Consider the following 13,363-nt stretch of genomic DNA (forward strand, 5'->3'; position numbering starts at 1 on the left):
TTGATCTCCCGTGGAGCACCATGGACGGGCTGGGTCACTGCGAGCCGACAAGGGGGAAGCGTCCATGCGATTCGAGGTGTGGGCACCACGGGCCGAGCGGATGACGCTCCATTGCGCCGGTGTCACGCGCGCGTTGGACCGTGATCCCGGCCGTTCCGGATGGTGGTCGGGCGAGGCGGAGGCGGCGGAGGGAACCCGGTACGGGTTCGCCGTGGACGACGGTCCCGTCCTGCCCGACCCCCGCTCGCGCCGCCAGCCGGACGGACCGGACGGACTGAGCGCGGTGGTCGACCAGGGCGGGTACGCCTGGCGGGCCGACTGGCCCGGCCGGGCGCTGCCGGGCGCGGTCCTCTACGAACTGCACGTGGGGACGTACACCCCCGAGGGCACCCTGGACGCGGCGGCGGAGCGGCTGGAACACCTGGTCGAACTGGGCGTCACGCACGTCGAGTTGATGCCGCTGTGCCCGTTCCCCGGCCGGCACGGCTGGGGGTACGAGGGGGTCTCCCTGTGGGCCGTGCACGAGCCGTACGGCGGTCCCGAGGCGCTGAAGCGGTTCGTCGACCGGGCGCACGAACTGGACCTGGGCGTGGTCCTCGACGTCGTGCACAACCATCTCGGCCCGTCCGGCAACCATCTGCCCGCGTTCGGGCCCTACTTCACGGACACCCACCAGACCCCGTGGGGTTCCGCGGTGAACCTGGACGCGCCCGGCTCGGACGAGGTGCGCTCGTATCTCCTGGGCAGCGCGCTGGCCTGGCTGCGCGACTACCGCCTCGACGGGCTGCGTCTCGACGCGGTGCACGCGCTGCGGGACACCCGGGCGGTGCACTTCCTGGAGGAGCTGTCGGCGGCCGTGGACGCGCTCGCCGGCGACCTGGGCCGGCCGCTGTTCCTGATCGCCGAGTCGGATCTCAACGACCCGCGGCTCATCACGTCCCGCGAGGAGGGCGGCCTCGGGCTGCACGCCCAGTGGAACGACGACTTCCACCACGCGCTGCACACCACGCTGACCGGCGAGGCGCAGGGCTACTACGCGGACTTCGCGAACCCCCCGCTCGCCGCCCTGTGCAAGACGCTGACGTCGGGCTACTTCCACAACGGCACCTATTCCAGCTTCCGCGGGCGGCACCACGGCCGTCCGCTGGACCGGGCCCGGGTCTCGGCGCAGCGGCTGCTCGGCTACACCCAGACCCACGACCAGATCGGCAACCGCGCGCAGGGGGACCGGCTGTCGGCGTCCCTCTCCCCCGGGCTGCTGGCCTGCGCCGCCGCGCTGACCCTCACCGCGGCGTTCACGCCGATGCTCTTCATGGGCGAGGAGTGGGGCGCCACGACCCCCTGGCAGTTCTTCACCGACCACACCGACCCCGAGCTCGCGGACGCCGTACGGCGGGGCAGGCGGCGGGAGTTCGCGGCGCACGGCTGGGCCGAGGAGGACGTGCCGGACCCGCAGGACCCCGCGACCCGGGACCGCTCGTGCCTCGACTGGTCGGAGCCCGGACAGGCCCCGCACGCGCGCCTGCTGGCCTGGTACCGCGAGCTGATCGCCCTGCGCCGGAGCCAGGCCGACCTGTCGGACCCCGATCTCGCGGCGGTCAGGGTCGCGCACGATCCGGCCGCCCGCTGGATCGCCGTCCGGCGCGGGGACGTACGCGTAGCCGTGAACCTCGGCAAGGACCCGGCGGCGATCCCCCTCGGTATCCGCCGCGCGCGGGTCCTCGCGGCCTGGGATCCGGTGGAGGCGCCGGGCACGGACGGGGTGCTGAGCGTGCCGGGCGAGTCGTGCGTGGTGCTGACCCAGGCGTGAGGACGTCCGGCGCGGGACGCCCGCGTCGGACAGGGCCTAGGGCGCCTCGTCCGGCGCGTCCCTCAGGTCCGTGACCCGCTCCAGCAGGATCGACTCCCAGGCGCGCGCCAACCGGGCCTCCAGGAGCGGCAGTTGTCCCATGCCGCGATCCTGGAGGCGGTCGGCGAGCCGGATGACGGTGTCGCAGCGGGCGAGCCACAGGCCGCGCAGGCAGGGGCGCGCGCCGTACCCGGCGAGGGTGGCGGCGCGTACGGCCGCGGGGGCGCCGACCGCCAGGGCCAGCCCCGCGATGTCCTCGGCCGGATCCCCGGTCACCGCGCCGGTCCAGTCGAGGACGCCCCGCACCCGGCCGTCGGGGCTGACCACGAGGTGCTCGCCCAGCAGGCCGTGGTGCACGAGGACGGCGGCGCCGGGCTGCGCGCCGAGCTGGACGGCGGCCGGCGCGGCGAGCTGGTCGAAGCGGGCGGGGTCGAACTCCTCGGCGGGCAGCCGTCCCGCGGCCCGTACGGCAGCGGCCCGCAGTGCCTCCAGGGAGCGCGGCGGGGTCCGCGGCACCCCCAGTGTCTCGGCCTGCGCTACGGGGACCTCGCGCAGCCCGGTCAGCAGGTCGGCCAGGTCCGCCTCCCCGAGAGCCGAGACGGCCTGCTCCTCGCCGGAGACGCCGGGCACCTTGGTGTCGAGGGTGAAGCTCAGTCCGCTCGCCCACTCGCCCTGCGCGACGCTCATGGGCACGGCGCCCCCGACGAGGGGGCGGACCAGGTCGCGCAGCCGCAGCTCACGCCGTTGCCGCAGGGAGGCCTCGCGGTCCGGGGCGAGCCGCAGCACATGGCGTCGGCCCACCCACCAGGTGAAGCGTCCGCCGTGTTCGCGCACGGGCCGTACGTCCGGTCCCGGGCCCGGCGCGGCGTCGTCCGAGAGCAGGCCGCGGACCAGCCGACGGACCGCGTCCGGGGTGGGTTCCGGAGCGGGGGTCGGTGCGGGTGCCGGTGTCCGGTTCATGGTCGCGCCCTTGTCGTCCGGGAGCGGTGGAGGCTGCGGGTGGGGTCGAGGCTACGGGTGGGGTCGAGGCTACGGGTGCGGCGGCCCGGCCGCTCGGTCGGTGGGGGCACGTCAGTCGACGATCACCATCTCGCGGGAGGTGTTGTTGAGCCGGCGTCCGCCGTCCCCGGTCACCGTGACGATGTCCTCGATACGGACCCCGAAGCGGCCCGGCAGGTAGATGCCCGGCTCCACGGAGAAGCACATGCCGGGGACCAGGGGCTGTTCCTCGCCCTCCACCATGTAGGGCGGTTCGTGGGTGGTGACGCCGATGCCGTGCCCGGTGCGGTGGATGAAGTACTCGCCGTATCCGGCGGCCTCGATGACGGCGCGCGCGGCGCGGTCGACGTCCTGGCAGGCGGCTCCGGGCCGCACGGCGCGGAACCCGGCCTCCTGGGCCTCGCGGACGATGTCGTGGACCTTGCGCTCCTCGTCGTCCGGTTCGCCGACGTGGACCGTGCGGGAGGTGTCGGAGCCGTAGCCGTCCTTGAGGCCGCCGAAGTCCAGGACCACCATGTCGCCGGCCTCGATCACGCGCTCGTCGGCCTCGTGGTGCGGGTTGGCGCCGTTGGGGCCCGAGGCGACGATGGTGAAGTCCACCTGGGAGTGCCCGAACCGGCGCAGCAGGTCGGCGAGGTCGTTCGACACCTCGGTCTCCCTGCGGTCGGCGAAGCGGACCTTGCGGATCTCCTCGAACGCCTCGTCGGCCGCGGCTCCGGCGGACGCCAGCCGCTCCAGCTCGGCCGCGTCCTTGACCGCCCTGAGCATCGGCAGGACCTCGGTCAGGGCCGCGTAGCGGGTGTCGGGGAGCCGCTTCTGGAGGCCGAGCAGGTGCAGGGCCCAGCCGTTGTCGCTGACGCCGAAACGGCCGGCGCTGTCGAGGAGGGGCGCGGCCGCTCCGTAGGGGTCCTGGCCGTCGGTCCAGTCGTGCAGGGTCATTGCGGGCGCGCCGGCCGACTTGGCCGCGTCGGGCGCCTCCAGCGTGGGCACGACGAGGGCGGGCTCCGCTCCCGCGCGCAGCACCAGCAGGGTGAGCCGCTCGGTCTCCACCGGGCGGTACCCGGTCAGCCACACCAGGTCGGGCCCCGGCGCGACCAGGACGCCGTCGAGCCCGGCGGCTGCCGCGGCCTCGGCGGCGCGCCGCATGCGGGCCTCGTAGTCGGCGGCGGTGAAGGGCGCGGGTGTGGCGGCGGTCATCCATGCCTCCGTGTGTGCGGAGTTCCCCAGGGGGCTACGGCAGCATCCTGCCCCTCCGACGGGGTGCGCGCGAGCCGGTTCTCGCCCGCCCCGGGGGGTCAGCCCTCCAGGGCGAGGCGGGCCCCCAGGAGCAGCAGGACGCCTCCGGAGACCTGCTCCAGGCGCCTGCGCACGCCCGTCCGGGACAACACGGTCCGCATCCGGCCGACGAACCACACGTAGACGCCGTAGTACCCCACCTCGTAGACCGCCCACAGCGCGGCGAGTCCGAGCATGGCGGGCAGGTGCGGGGCGCCCTCGGGCACGAACTGGGGAAGGAAGGACATCGCGAAGACGGCCGCCTTCGGGTTGGCGAGGTTGAGCAGCAGGCCGCCCCGGTAGGACGCCCAGGCGCTCCTCTCCGCTCCTTCCCAGCCGCCGTCGGCGGCGCCCTTGGAGCGGCGTGCCTGCCACAGCGTCTGGACGCCGAAGCCGACGAGCACGACGGCGCCGACGACCCGCATGACGCCGTACGCCATCTCGGAGGCGGCGAGCAGGGCGGTGAGGCCGAACGCGGCGACGGCTCCCCACAGGAAGACGCCGGTCTCGTTGCCGAGCACGGTCATGAAGCCGGAGCGCCGGCTGCCCAGTGACCGTTTGATGATCAGGACGGTGCTGGGTCCGGGCGAGGCCGCGATGAGGGTGCAGGCGCCGAGGAAGGCGAGGAGGGTGCTCAGCATGCGGCCATGATGACGGGCCGCGGGTCCGGTGACCAGGGCTTTTCCCCTGTACTTCGGGGAGGGGCGCTGTGCCCGCTGCTCGCGCCCGCGGGGAAGGTTCGCCGTGCCCCGCGCGGTGGCTCGGGCCGGGGCCTCAGGTCGCGGTGCCGGGGACGGCGGACAGGTACGCGCGGCCGCCGCCCGCGTGGCGCACGCGCAGGGTGACCTCCCGGCCCGGCGTGGCGTCCGCCACCGCGCGGGCGAGGTCGGCGGCCGAGGTGATCCCGGTCCCGTCGACGCCGAGCACGACGTCGCCGCGGATCAGGCCCGCGGTGTAGCCGGGACCGGGCAGGTGCACGCCCACGACGAGCGCGCCGCCGCCGGGTGCGTCGACCGCCTCGACGCCGAGGGTCCCCCGTACGAACTGCCGCCCGGACTCCCCCGGCCGGAGCGGACCGCCGTCACCGGACTCCGCCGTGGAGCCGCCGGCCCCCGGCGCCCCGGAAACGCCGGCCCGGGGCCCCTGGGACGCGCCGGGTTCCCGCGCTCCGGAAGCGGCCGGTGCCGGCCCCCCGGACGCGCCCGGTTCCCGCGCCCCGGACGCTTCCTGTCCCGGCGTCTCGGCGGCGGAGGCCTGCCGAGGCTGCCCGGCCGCACCGGTCTGCCGCTGGAGGTCCGCCGCCCTGCCCACGCCGATCACGGTCGCGCCCACCGCGCCGAGCCCCACGCCGGACAGGACGAGGACCACCCCGGCGGACACCCCGGCGAGGACGGTGACCAGCCGCCTCCCGCGCCGCCGCGCCACGCGCGGGCGCCCGGCCCCGCCGGCCGGACGGGCGCGGCCGCCCGGATCCCGGCCGGGCATCGGCTTGGGGCGCAACGCGGTCTGTTCCATGAGTCGCCTCCGGCAGATGTTCCGAGGACCGCCTTCGGCTCTTGCCCTACCCCGCGCCCCGGCGCGCGACGATCCCCGAACGAGTGAGACTGACCCGGCCGTTCCCCGGACGAGTGGATTGGCGTCCCGTCAGAGGGGAACGGGCTGCGCCCGTCGGGGCAGGGGCGGTGCGGGCGCCCGGTCCGGTACGAAGCCGTGGGCCCGGCGGGCCAGGTCCGCCGCGCCGTAGCGCCGGCAGTCCTGGTGCCACTTGAGGATTCCGGCCAGCCAGTTCTCCAGCTCCGTCACATAGCCCCGCATGATCCCGCGCGCTTCCTCCGAGAGCTTGAAGTCGTCGTACAGGACGGGCAGTTCGTGAGCGGCGACGTGCTGGAACTGCTCCATGCGCCGGGTCATCAGGTCATGGACGACGCCGAGCGCGGTCGGGTAGTCGCAGCCGAAGAAGTTCTGCACGACGAGGATGCCGTTGTGGATCTCTCCCTCGTACTCGATCTCCTTCTGGTACGAGAAGACGTCGTTCAGGAGCATCGCGTAGTCCATGGCCGCGTTCTCCAGCGACCGGACGGGACCGCTGCGGTAGACCTCCGGCGGGACCGTGCGGCCGTGTCCGAGGCGGCACAGGCTCATGGTGAGCTCCGAGCCGAACGTCGCCCGGCGCATCTCCAGATAGTCGACGGGGTCGGGAATGCGGTTCTGCGTCTGGTTGGACAGCTCCCACAGCCAGCTCTCCGTCATCACGTCCACCGCCGCGCGCAGGGTGGTCCTGGCCTCCGGCGTCATCTCCTCGGTGGTGCGCCGCCACAGGTCGATCAGTCCGCGCTCCATGCCGTTGACCGGGACGGGTGTCTCCTCGCCGTCGACGGGCATGCAGGCGGACAGCCGCGCGGTGGTCAGCCTGGCGGCGGCGAGGTCGCGGCGGTTGCCGTAGTACAGCGGGTAGTAGTCGTCGCCGTAGGTGCCCCAGGCCAGCCACTGCGAGCTGAGGTCGAGGGCCTCGGGTGTCGCGTCGGGATGGATGCCCGCGGCGCACAGCGGGAGGTCGTAGGCGATGAGTTTGTCCTCGTCCCAGACGCCCTCCTGGAGCATGCCCGTCGCGTGCATCCAGGTGCCGAGGCGGTCGCGGGCGCCCGCGAGGTGCGGGCTGAGGGTGACCTCGAACGGCATGAGGAAGTCGGGGAGCCGGGAGGGTCCGACCTTCTGGAACGGGACGTGGGTGTACGCGCGCAGCCGCTCCGCCCCGGCCGCGGAGAGCAGCGCCGCGACGTCCGCCGCGGACGTCCCGAACCCGCTCGTCCCGAAGGGCCGCGCCTCCTCGACGGCGCCCTCGTTCATGTAGCGGCTGGAGCGCATGTGCCATTCGTGTCCGCCGGACTGCCAGTCCTGGAGTCCTTGCGTGTACGCGGCGACGGCGCCGATCTCCGCCGGGGTGAGCCCCTTCTCGGCGACCAGGGCGGGCACCTCGGTGAGCGCCGTGTGCTCGAACTGGTGGAGGCGTGAGGTGAGTACGTCGTTGACGGTCTCGGCGGCCTGCTGGGTCGTGCAGCCGAAGAATGTCTCCAGGACGAGGACGCCGTTGCTGAGCTCGCCCTCCTCCTCGACCTCGCGCTGGTAGGAGAAGAGGTCGTTGCGCAGGTGGACTCCGTCGGAGAACGTCTCCATCAGGACGCGCAGGGGCCTCGACTCCGCGACGGACGCGGGCACTTCGGAGGTCGCGTACTCCACGAGTCCCGCCGACCAGGGGGCCCCGCCCACCTTGCGGCGCATCTCGATGTACTCGACGGGGTTGGCGATCCGCCCCTCGTCGATGTTGGACAGCTCCCACATCGACTCGTTGAGCAGGTGCTCGGTGGACACGGCGAAGCGCCGGCGCCAGGCCGCGGACATCGAGGGCACCGTGCGGGCCCACAGGTCGGCCAGTCCCGCCTCGACGGGATTCTCCGGTTCGGGCACGGGGGTGGACAGGTCGAGGGGCATGAAGAGGGGCAGGCGGTCCAGGTAGGCCCGGCCGCCGGCGCGGTCCTGGGTGCGTTTGAAGGTCTCCAGGAAGTGGTCGTCGAAGAAGAACACCCACACGTACCAGTCGGTGATGAGCGAGAGGGCCGGTCCGTTGCAGTCGGGGTGGGTGTAGGCGCACAGCAGGCCGTAGTCGTGGGCGTCGAGGTCGGACTGCTCCCAGATGCCGGAGCCTTCGAGCATGCCCATGTCGCGGGCCCACGCGGTCGAGTGCGCCCGCGCCTCGTCCAGGTGCGGGTTCAGCCGGGCGGTGTACGGCATGTAGAAGTGCGGGAGTTGGAACGGCTGCGTCATGGCCGGGCCCTACCCAGGCCTCCGCGGGCACATCCGCAGGCCAGGACATGATCACACCATCGCGTGAACCGAGCCGAAAGCCGCCCGTGACGGGCCTTCCGCCCACTCGACGCCGCCGGCGCGGCCGAGCGCCTCTTCTGTACGGCCCGCCCGGCATCCCCCTCCGCGGCCGGGCGTCCCGCCGACGCGGCCCGGCGTCCCCCCTTCGCGGCCCGGCGTCCCTCCCTCGCGACCCGGCGTCCCCGCGATCCCGGCCCCCGGATGGTCAGCGGCGTCTGGCCTGGATCAGGGCGTGGGTTCCGCCGGTGCGCCAGCGGTGGTCCTCGGCGGCGTCGAGGGCCGCCTCGACGGCGGGGGTGAGCCCGACGACGACATCGGACTTGAGGGTCCGCAACGCGGCCACCGCACCGGGGAAGCAGGCCGTGGCGACGGCGAACGGGGTGGTGGCGGGGTACAGCCGGTCACCGATGAGCCGGCGGTAGTTCAGGTCGCCCTTCAGCAGGGTCACGTCGGCGGCGGCGAACTCCCGCCGCAGGTCGTCGGGCAGATCGGCGTACGGCAGCGGGCCGCAGGCGAAGGGGTGGGTCCGGACGGTGAGCCGGCCCTCGGACAGGGCCGCCCAGAGACGGTTCCCGGCCTCGCCGGCCGCTCCCTTCGCGGCGGTCAGCCGGCGCAGGGCGTCCAGCACGTCGGCCGTCGTGGCGTCGGACACGTAGTACGGGTACGGCTTCACGTGCAGGGCGGCCCGTGCGATCCGGCCGTGCCGCAGGAGGTGGTCGACGAGGAGGAGGTCGGGAATGAGTTCCCGGCCCGCGTTGTCCGCGACGAGACAGAGGGCACCGCCGTCGAACAGGGACCGCAGCACGTCCGCGTCGTTCGCCACGAGCTGGGACGTGGCCGCCGGCCCGCCCCCGGTGCCGGCGAGGCTGAATCCGAGGTCGGCGCGGTTGCCCCACAGGGAGCCGTGCAGCAGCGCCTCCTCCTGTTCCCCGGGCGGCCGCCGGGCGAGGTCGTCCAGCGCGGCGAGTTCCTCGTCGGCCTCGGGGGTGTCCAGTTCGGCGAGCTTGAAGGGCCGGAACGGGTCGATGCCCTGCCAGGGGCCCGGTACGAAGTAGCCGACGGCTTCGAGGAGCTGCCGGTAGAAGTAGCTCTCGGACCACAGGAAGGGCAGGTCGAACCAGGACCGGCCGTAGTACTCGCGGCCGCCCCAGGCATCCCAGCGGCCACGGTCGGCCGCCGTCTCCGGGAGCGGTTCGACGACGCCGTCGGCGCAGTTCTCGAACAGCGCGTCGAGCGCGTGGCGCTGCTCGGGGCCGTACGGGAAGGCGTCCGCCACCTTGCGGATGAGCGCCGGATGCCGCTCGGCCAGCACGCTCCAGGGGAACGAGCCGCGCACCGAACTCACCACCACCGGGGCGTCGTCGGGACCGGGGGCGAAGGGGCCAGGGGCGGGGGCAGGACCGGGGGCGGGGGCAGGACCGGGGGCGGCGGGATCGTGCATGCGGCTCACCGTAGCCGCTGCGCAGAAGGGGCCGTCCGACGCGATGCGCGCCGGGCGACCCCTCCCCCCGTAGAGCCCAGCGGTCGACTTCGAGCTGTTGACCGTTGCGGGTGCCGCGCGGTCGTGTCCTTGGTCCGAGGTGCGGCGGCCCTCGGCGGTCGCGCTGAACCATAGGCAGGGCGCGGAGCGGAGGGATAGCGGGAAAACCCTCGATCCAGGCGGTGTCCGGCCCTCGTCCGTGCCCGCCGCGGCGCGGTGGTCCCGATACGCGCGGATTGCGGATCTGAACGGACGGCGCCTCACGGCCGTATCCCCCGGTGCCCCGTGCGAGGAGTGCGTCCCGGCCACGCACGGCGGCACACCGCTTCGCCCACGCATCGAGGAGACCCGCCGGATGACCGCCTACCGCACCGCCACCGCGGCCGCTGTCGCCCTGGCGGCTCCGCTGCTGCTCACGACGTGGGCGGCGGGGACCGCGTCGGCGCACGGCGCGCCGACGTCCCCGGTCAGCCGGGTGTACGCGTGCTCGCCCGAGGGCGGCAGCCAGGGCACGGCGGCCTGCCGGGCGGCGATCGCGGCGAACGGCGGCGCGCCGTTCACGGCGTGGGACAACCTGCGAGTGGGCGGTGTGAACGGCCGGGACCGCTCGGTGATCCCGGACGGGAAGCTGTGCAGCGGCGGCCTGCCCGCCTACAAGGGTCTCGACCTGGCCCGCGCCGACTTCCCGGCGACGCGTCTGACGCCCGGCGCGTCCCTGAACATGAAGTACAGCTCGACGATCGCGCACACGGGGACCTTCAAGCTCTACCTGACCAAGCAGGGCTACAGCCCGACGAGGCCGCTGACGTGGTCGGACCTGCCGGAGAAGCCGTTCGCCACGGTCACCGATCCCGCGCTGGTCGGCGGCGCCTACCGGATCAGGGCGACGCTGCCGTCGGACCGCACCGGCCGGCAGATGCTGTTCACGATCTGGCAGAACTCCAGCACGACGGACACCTACTACTCGTGCTCGGACGTGGTGTTCTCCGGCGGGAGCGGGGCGTCGAAGCCGGCCGGGAGCACCGGGACTTCGGGGACCACCGGCAGCGGTTCGACCGGCACGAGCGCCAAGAAGTCCCCCTCGGCGACCCGTTCGGCGACCACGGCGCCCAGCCCGAAGGCCTCGTCGCCCGCCGCCGACTCGCCCTCCCCCGCGGCCAGTTCGGCGGCCGTGCAGACGGGCACCGCCGATCTGACACCCGCCGCCGAGCGCACCTCGGGTGGCGGACCCGCGCTCCCCCTGGTCGCCGGGGGCGCCGGGGCGGCACTGCTGTTCACTGCCGGCGTCGCGGTGGTGCTGCGACGCCGGCAGTGAACCCGGCTCCCGTGGGGATCAGTTGACGTACACCGCCGGGCTTCCCGCCTGGCTGGTGTCGGTCACGGGGGCGTACTTCGCGGTGAAGTAGCCGTTGGCGAAGCAGAGCGACGAGCCGGAGAACTTGGTGAACTGCTGTCCGGTGAAGCTGAGACTGTTGTCGGAGTTGTCCGTCGTGCCGGTGAGGCTCGCCGCCCGGTAGACGCAGGTCAGCGTGCCCAGCAGCGAGCGCAGCTTGACCGTGGTCTGGATGGTGGAGCCGGCGGCCGGGGTGACCGTGACGCTTCCGTCGGAGCCCACCGCGGTGCTGTAGGGCAGGTTGTCGACCGTGATGCTGGTGACGCCGAGGACGCCGACGACGTTGCTGCTGCACGAACTGGCGCCGAAGGTGTGGCCGGTGAGGGTCTCGGTGGCCGTGCCGGGGGACGCCGGGTTGTCGGCGGCGGTGGCGGTGAAGGTCGACGCGGAACAGGAGACGCCGCTCGTACCGGTCGCGCTGGAGTAGAGCGTGGCGTTGGTGCCGCTCGCCAGCGAGGCGGTGAGGACGTCACCCACGGCGACGGGGGTTCCGCCGGCGCTGCCGGTGGTGAGCACCGCGATGTCGTCCGCGGAGGCGGGGACGACCGCGGACGCCGAGAGGGCCGCGACGGCGCCGGCGAGGGCGAGCAGGGATCGAGTACGCATGGGGGGTGCCTCTTCTCCGATGGGGGTGTGGGTGCCTGACCGCGCCGGGGCGCGGTGGTGCGGGGTGCGGGTCGAGAAGCCGGCGCGAAGGTGCGGGTGGTACGGGCCGCGCGCGACGGCGGGCCGGGACACCGGGCCCGCCCGCGGGAGTGGTGCGAGGAGAGACCGCCGCCGGTCCGTGACGCCTTCTCCGTACGCCACGGGCCGACGGCGACAGCCGGGCGGCCGGTACGGCCCTCGGGGGGAAGGTGACCGCGCCGGTGCCACGGGACGGGGAGCGGCCGGGGGGCACGCCGTGTCGGCGTACACGCGAGGGCTGCTCCGGAACACGCCATGACCGCCCCGCAGAGCGGGGTCCGGGAGGTGACGGGCGCGTCGGCCGACGGATCCGGCGCCACGGATCCGGGGAAACAGGGGAAGTTGTAGACCTGATGGAGGGTCAACGTCAAGGCTGTGTAAGGAAGTTGGAGGTCAGAGCGGCTCTCCGGACGGCGGGCGTTCACAGGTGCGGCACAACGGGCACGGTTTTCCCACACGTGCCTTGACCCATGGATGTAACCCCCGGTAACTTCCTCGACGGCTACCGCCGCGTAACGAGAAAGCCCTTGCAACCGCCGGGAGGCGCGAGGAGGCGTACGCGGCGGCTGCTGTCCGCGCCAGGACAACGCGCCACTGGAGCCCCACCCGCATCGACACCCGCATCGAACGTGCCCAGGGAGCAGACATGGCCTCGTCCCCGGACGCCACGGCGTCCAACGGTTCCACGCCCGAGACCCCGGAAAGCGGTTCAACCGCCGGACAGGGCCGCCGCGGGCGGGTCCGGCTGCGCCGCGCCGCCGTGATGGCGATACCGGCCACCGCGGTCGCCGCGGGGCTGATGATCGCCACGGCGGAGGGTGCCCTCGGTGTCCAGTTCGCCATCTCCGGCATGCCGTTCACGGTCACCGCGACCGAGCTGAACGGCACCGGCTTCGAGCAGTTCGGCGGCCTCGACAACATGGCGGAGGACAGCCCGAACGCCGGCGACACGGGCGGTCAGGTCCTCATCGTCACCTCGGCGATCAAGAACGCGACCCTCGACCACCTGTGCCAGAGCGTCGACCTCGGGGGCACCAACCTGCTCATCACGGCCGGCAGCGGTTCGGACAAGGTCCAGGCGACCGACCTGACCACCGACTCCACGGAGCTGTCCGGCAACGCCTCCTTCAACAACATCGAGATCGGCAACGACGCCAGCACGCTCACCAAGGCCGGGGTCCAGGGCCCCAAGGGCGTGTTCAGCCAGCAGGCCGACACCGTGCGCATCGCCAACCTGCGCCAGACCAACTACGCGACGACAGCCGGGGTGTTCAAGCTGCCGGGCCTCAAGCTCCGCTTCAGCGACCAAGGCTGCTGATGAGCACCGAAGCACGGACGGACGACTCCCGGGACCTCAGGGAGACCTTCCGCCGGTGGCGCGCGCACCGCCCCTTCTGGGGCGGGCTGCTGCTCACCCTGGGGGGAGCGGAGATCCTGCTCACCGAGAAGGCGTCACTGAAGGTCGTCCTGCACATCGGCATGCAGGGCCTCGCGGGCTATCTGCTGCCCACCGTGATGCTGCTGTGCGGCCTGCTGATCCTCTTCAACCCGGCCCAGCGCCTGTTCTACTCGCTGCTGGGCGTCCTGCTCTCGCTCGGCACCTGGGTCACCTCCAACCTCGGCGGCTTCTTCATCGGCCTGCTCCTCGGGGTCGCCGGAAGCTGCCTCGCCTTCGGCTGGCTCCCCGACCAGGAGCCGCGCAGAAGGCTGCTGCGCCGCGGACACGCCTGAGGCGGACCCCGCGGCGGGATCCGAACCCCCACTGGCTTGCTCCGTGCGGACCAGTGGGACGTAATTGCCT

At 73.5% G+C, this 13,363-nt stretch carries 11 protein-coding genes; 4 read left to right on the forward strand and 7 right to left on the reverse strand.

Features of this window, described 5'->3' with window-relative positions; genetic code table 11:
• Positions 1 to 64 precede the first annotated feature (64 nt).
• Entirely contained in the window at positions 65 to 1,810 is a 1,746-nt protein-coding gene (gene treZ / locus ACFRIC_RS23035; RefSeq protein ID WP_382788593.1) for a malto-oligosyltrehalose trehalohydrolase, read from the forward strand.
• A 36-nt stretch (positions 1,811 to 1,846) separates the two neighbouring features.
• On the opposite strand, the gene ACFRIC_RS23040 is transcribed toward treZ, so the two are convergent.
• The 6 genes from ACFRIC_RS23040 to ACFRIC_RS23065 form a co-directional block, all read right to left on the reverse strand.
• The gene (locus ACFRIC_RS23040) at positions 1,847 to 2,809 is read right to left on the reverse strand and encodes an aminoglycoside phosphotransferase family protein (RefSeq protein ID WP_382788595.1); all 963 of its coding nucleotides are present in this window, start codon (positions 2,807 to 2,809) and stop codon (positions 1,847 to 1,849) included.
• A 111-nt stretch (positions 2,810 to 2,920) separates the two neighbouring features.
• Entirely contained in the window at positions 2,921 to 4,045 is a 1,125-nt protein-coding gene (locus ACFRIC_RS23045) for an aminopeptidase P family protein (protein WP_382788597.1), read from the reverse strand.
• Between the two features lie 98 nt (positions 4,046 to 4,143).
• Positions 4,144 to 4,764 carry a LysE family translocator gene (locus ACFRIC_RS23050; RefSeq protein ID WP_382788599.1) on the reverse strand — a complete coding sequence of 207 codons (621 nt, stop codon included), beginning with the start codon at positions 4,762 to 4,764 and terminating at the stop codon, positions 4,144 to 4,146.
• 133 nt (positions 4,765 to 4,897) lie between these two features.
• Complete coding sequence (locus ACFRIC_RS23055) at positions 4,898 to 5,638, reverse strand: PDZ domain-containing protein (protein ID WP_382788601.1); 741 nt, start codon at positions 5,636 to 5,638, stop codon at positions 4,898 to 4,900.
• Between the two features lie 129 nt (positions 5,639 to 5,767).
• Positions 5,768 to 7,945 (reverse strand): germacradienol/geosmin synthase Cyc2, encoded by a 2,178-nt coding sequence (gene cyc2 / locus ACFRIC_RS23060; protein WP_382788603.1) that lies wholly within the window; start codon positions 7,943 to 7,945, stop codon positions 5,768 to 5,770.
• A gap of 265 nt (positions 7,946 to 8,210) precedes the next feature.
• Positions 8,211 to 9,446: a damage-control phosphatase ARMT1 family protein gene (locus tag ACFRIC_RS23065; protein ID WP_382788605.1), complete on the reverse strand. Its 1,236-nt coding sequence runs from the start codon at positions 9,444 to 9,446 to the stop codon at positions 8,211 to 8,213.
• Between the two features lie 394 nt (positions 9,447 to 9,840).
• Between ACFRIC_RS23065 and ACFRIC_RS23070 the strand changes: the two genes are divergently transcribed.
• Positions 9,841 to 10,800 carry a lytic polysaccharide monooxygenase gene (locus ACFRIC_RS23070; protein ID WP_382788607.1) on the forward strand — a complete coding sequence of 320 codons (960 nt, stop codon included), beginning with the start codon at positions 9,841 to 9,843 and terminating at the stop codon, positions 10,798 to 10,800.
• An 18-nt stretch (positions 10,801 to 10,818) separates the two neighbouring features.
• Here ACFRIC_RS23070 and ACFRIC_RS23075 read toward each other — a convergent pair whose 3' ends face one another.
• Positions 10,819 to 11,484, reverse strand: coding sequence for a Tat pathway signal sequence domain protein (locus ACFRIC_RS23075; protein ID WP_355768290.1), 666 nt, complete (start codon positions 11,482 to 11,484; stop codon positions 10,819 to 10,821).
• 724 nt (positions 11,485 to 12,208) lie between these two features.
• Between ACFRIC_RS23075 and ACFRIC_RS23080 the strand changes: the two genes are divergently transcribed.
• Both ACFRIC_RS23080 and ACFRIC_RS23085 read left to right on the forward strand, forming a co-directional pair.
• Positions 12,209 to 12,880 (forward strand): DUF6230 family protein, encoded by a 672-nt coding sequence (locus ACFRIC_RS23080; RefSeq protein ID WP_382788609.1) that lies wholly within the window; start codon positions 12,209 to 12,211, stop codon positions 12,878 to 12,880.
• The gene (locus tag ACFRIC_RS23085) at positions 12,880 to 13,293 is read left to right on the forward strand and encodes a DUF6114 domain-containing protein (RefSeq protein ID WP_382788611.1); all 414 of its coding nucleotides are present in this window, start codon (positions 12,880 to 12,882) and stop codon (positions 13,291 to 13,293) included. The genes ACFRIC_RS23080 and ACFRIC_RS23085 overlap by 1 nt, the downstream gene beginning before the upstream one ends.
• The last annotated feature ends 70 nt before the right edge of the window (positions 13,294 to 13,363 follow it).

The sequence above is a fragment of the Streptomyces sp. NPDC056738 genome (assembly GCF_042790435.1).
GTDB lineage: Bacteria > Actinomycetota > Actinomycetes > Streptomycetales > Streptomycetaceae > Streptomyces.

What these genes read in the sequence shown, in the direction of transcription:
- cyc2 (WP_382788603.1), bottom strand. Translation starts at nt 7,945, where the DNA reads ATGACGCAGCCGTTCCAACTCCCGCACTTCTACATGCCGTACACCGCC.
- ACFRIC_RS23055 (WP_382788601.1), bottom strand. Translation starts at nt 5,638, where the DNA reads ATGGAACAGACCGCGTTGCGCCCCAAGCCGATGCCCGGCCGGGATCCG.
- ACFRIC_RS23050 (WP_382788599.1), bottom strand. Translation starts at nt 4,764, where the DNA reads ATGCTGAGCACCCTCCTCGCCTTCCTCGGCGCCTGCACCCTCATCGCG.
- ACFRIC_RS23085 (WP_382788611.1), top strand. Translation starts at nt 12,880, where the DNA reads ATGAGCACCGAAGCACGGACGGACGACTCCCGGGACCTCAGGGAGACC.
- treZ (WP_382788593.1), top strand. Translation starts at nt 65, where the DNA reads ATGCGATTCGAGGTGTGGGCACCACGGGCCGAGCGGATGACGCTCCAT.
- ACFRIC_RS23040 (WP_382788595.1), bottom strand. Translation starts at nt 2,809, where the DNA reads ATGAACCGGACACCGGCACCCGCACCGACCCCCGCTCCGGAACCCACC.
- ACFRIC_RS23075 (WP_355768290.1), bottom strand. Translation starts at nt 11,484, where the DNA reads ATGCGTACTCGATCCCTGCTCGCCCTCGCCGGCGCCGTCGCGGCCCTC.
- ACFRIC_RS23070 (WP_382788607.1), top strand. Translation starts at nt 9,841, where the DNA reads ATGACCGCCTACCGCACCGCCACCGCGGCCGCTGTCGCCCTGGCGGCT.
- ACFRIC_RS23080 (WP_382788609.1), top strand. Translation starts at nt 12,209, where the DNA reads ATGGCCTCGTCCCCGGACGCCACGGCGTCCAACGGTTCCACGCCCGAG.
- ACFRIC_RS23065 (WP_382788605.1), bottom strand. Translation starts at nt 9,446, where the DNA reads ATGCACGATCCCGCCGCCCCCGGTCCTGCCCCCGCCCCCGGTCCTGCC.
- ACFRIC_RS23045 (WP_382788597.1), bottom strand. Translation starts at nt 4,045, where the DNA reads ATGACCGCCGCCACACCCGCGCCCTTCACCGCCGCCGACTACGAGGCC.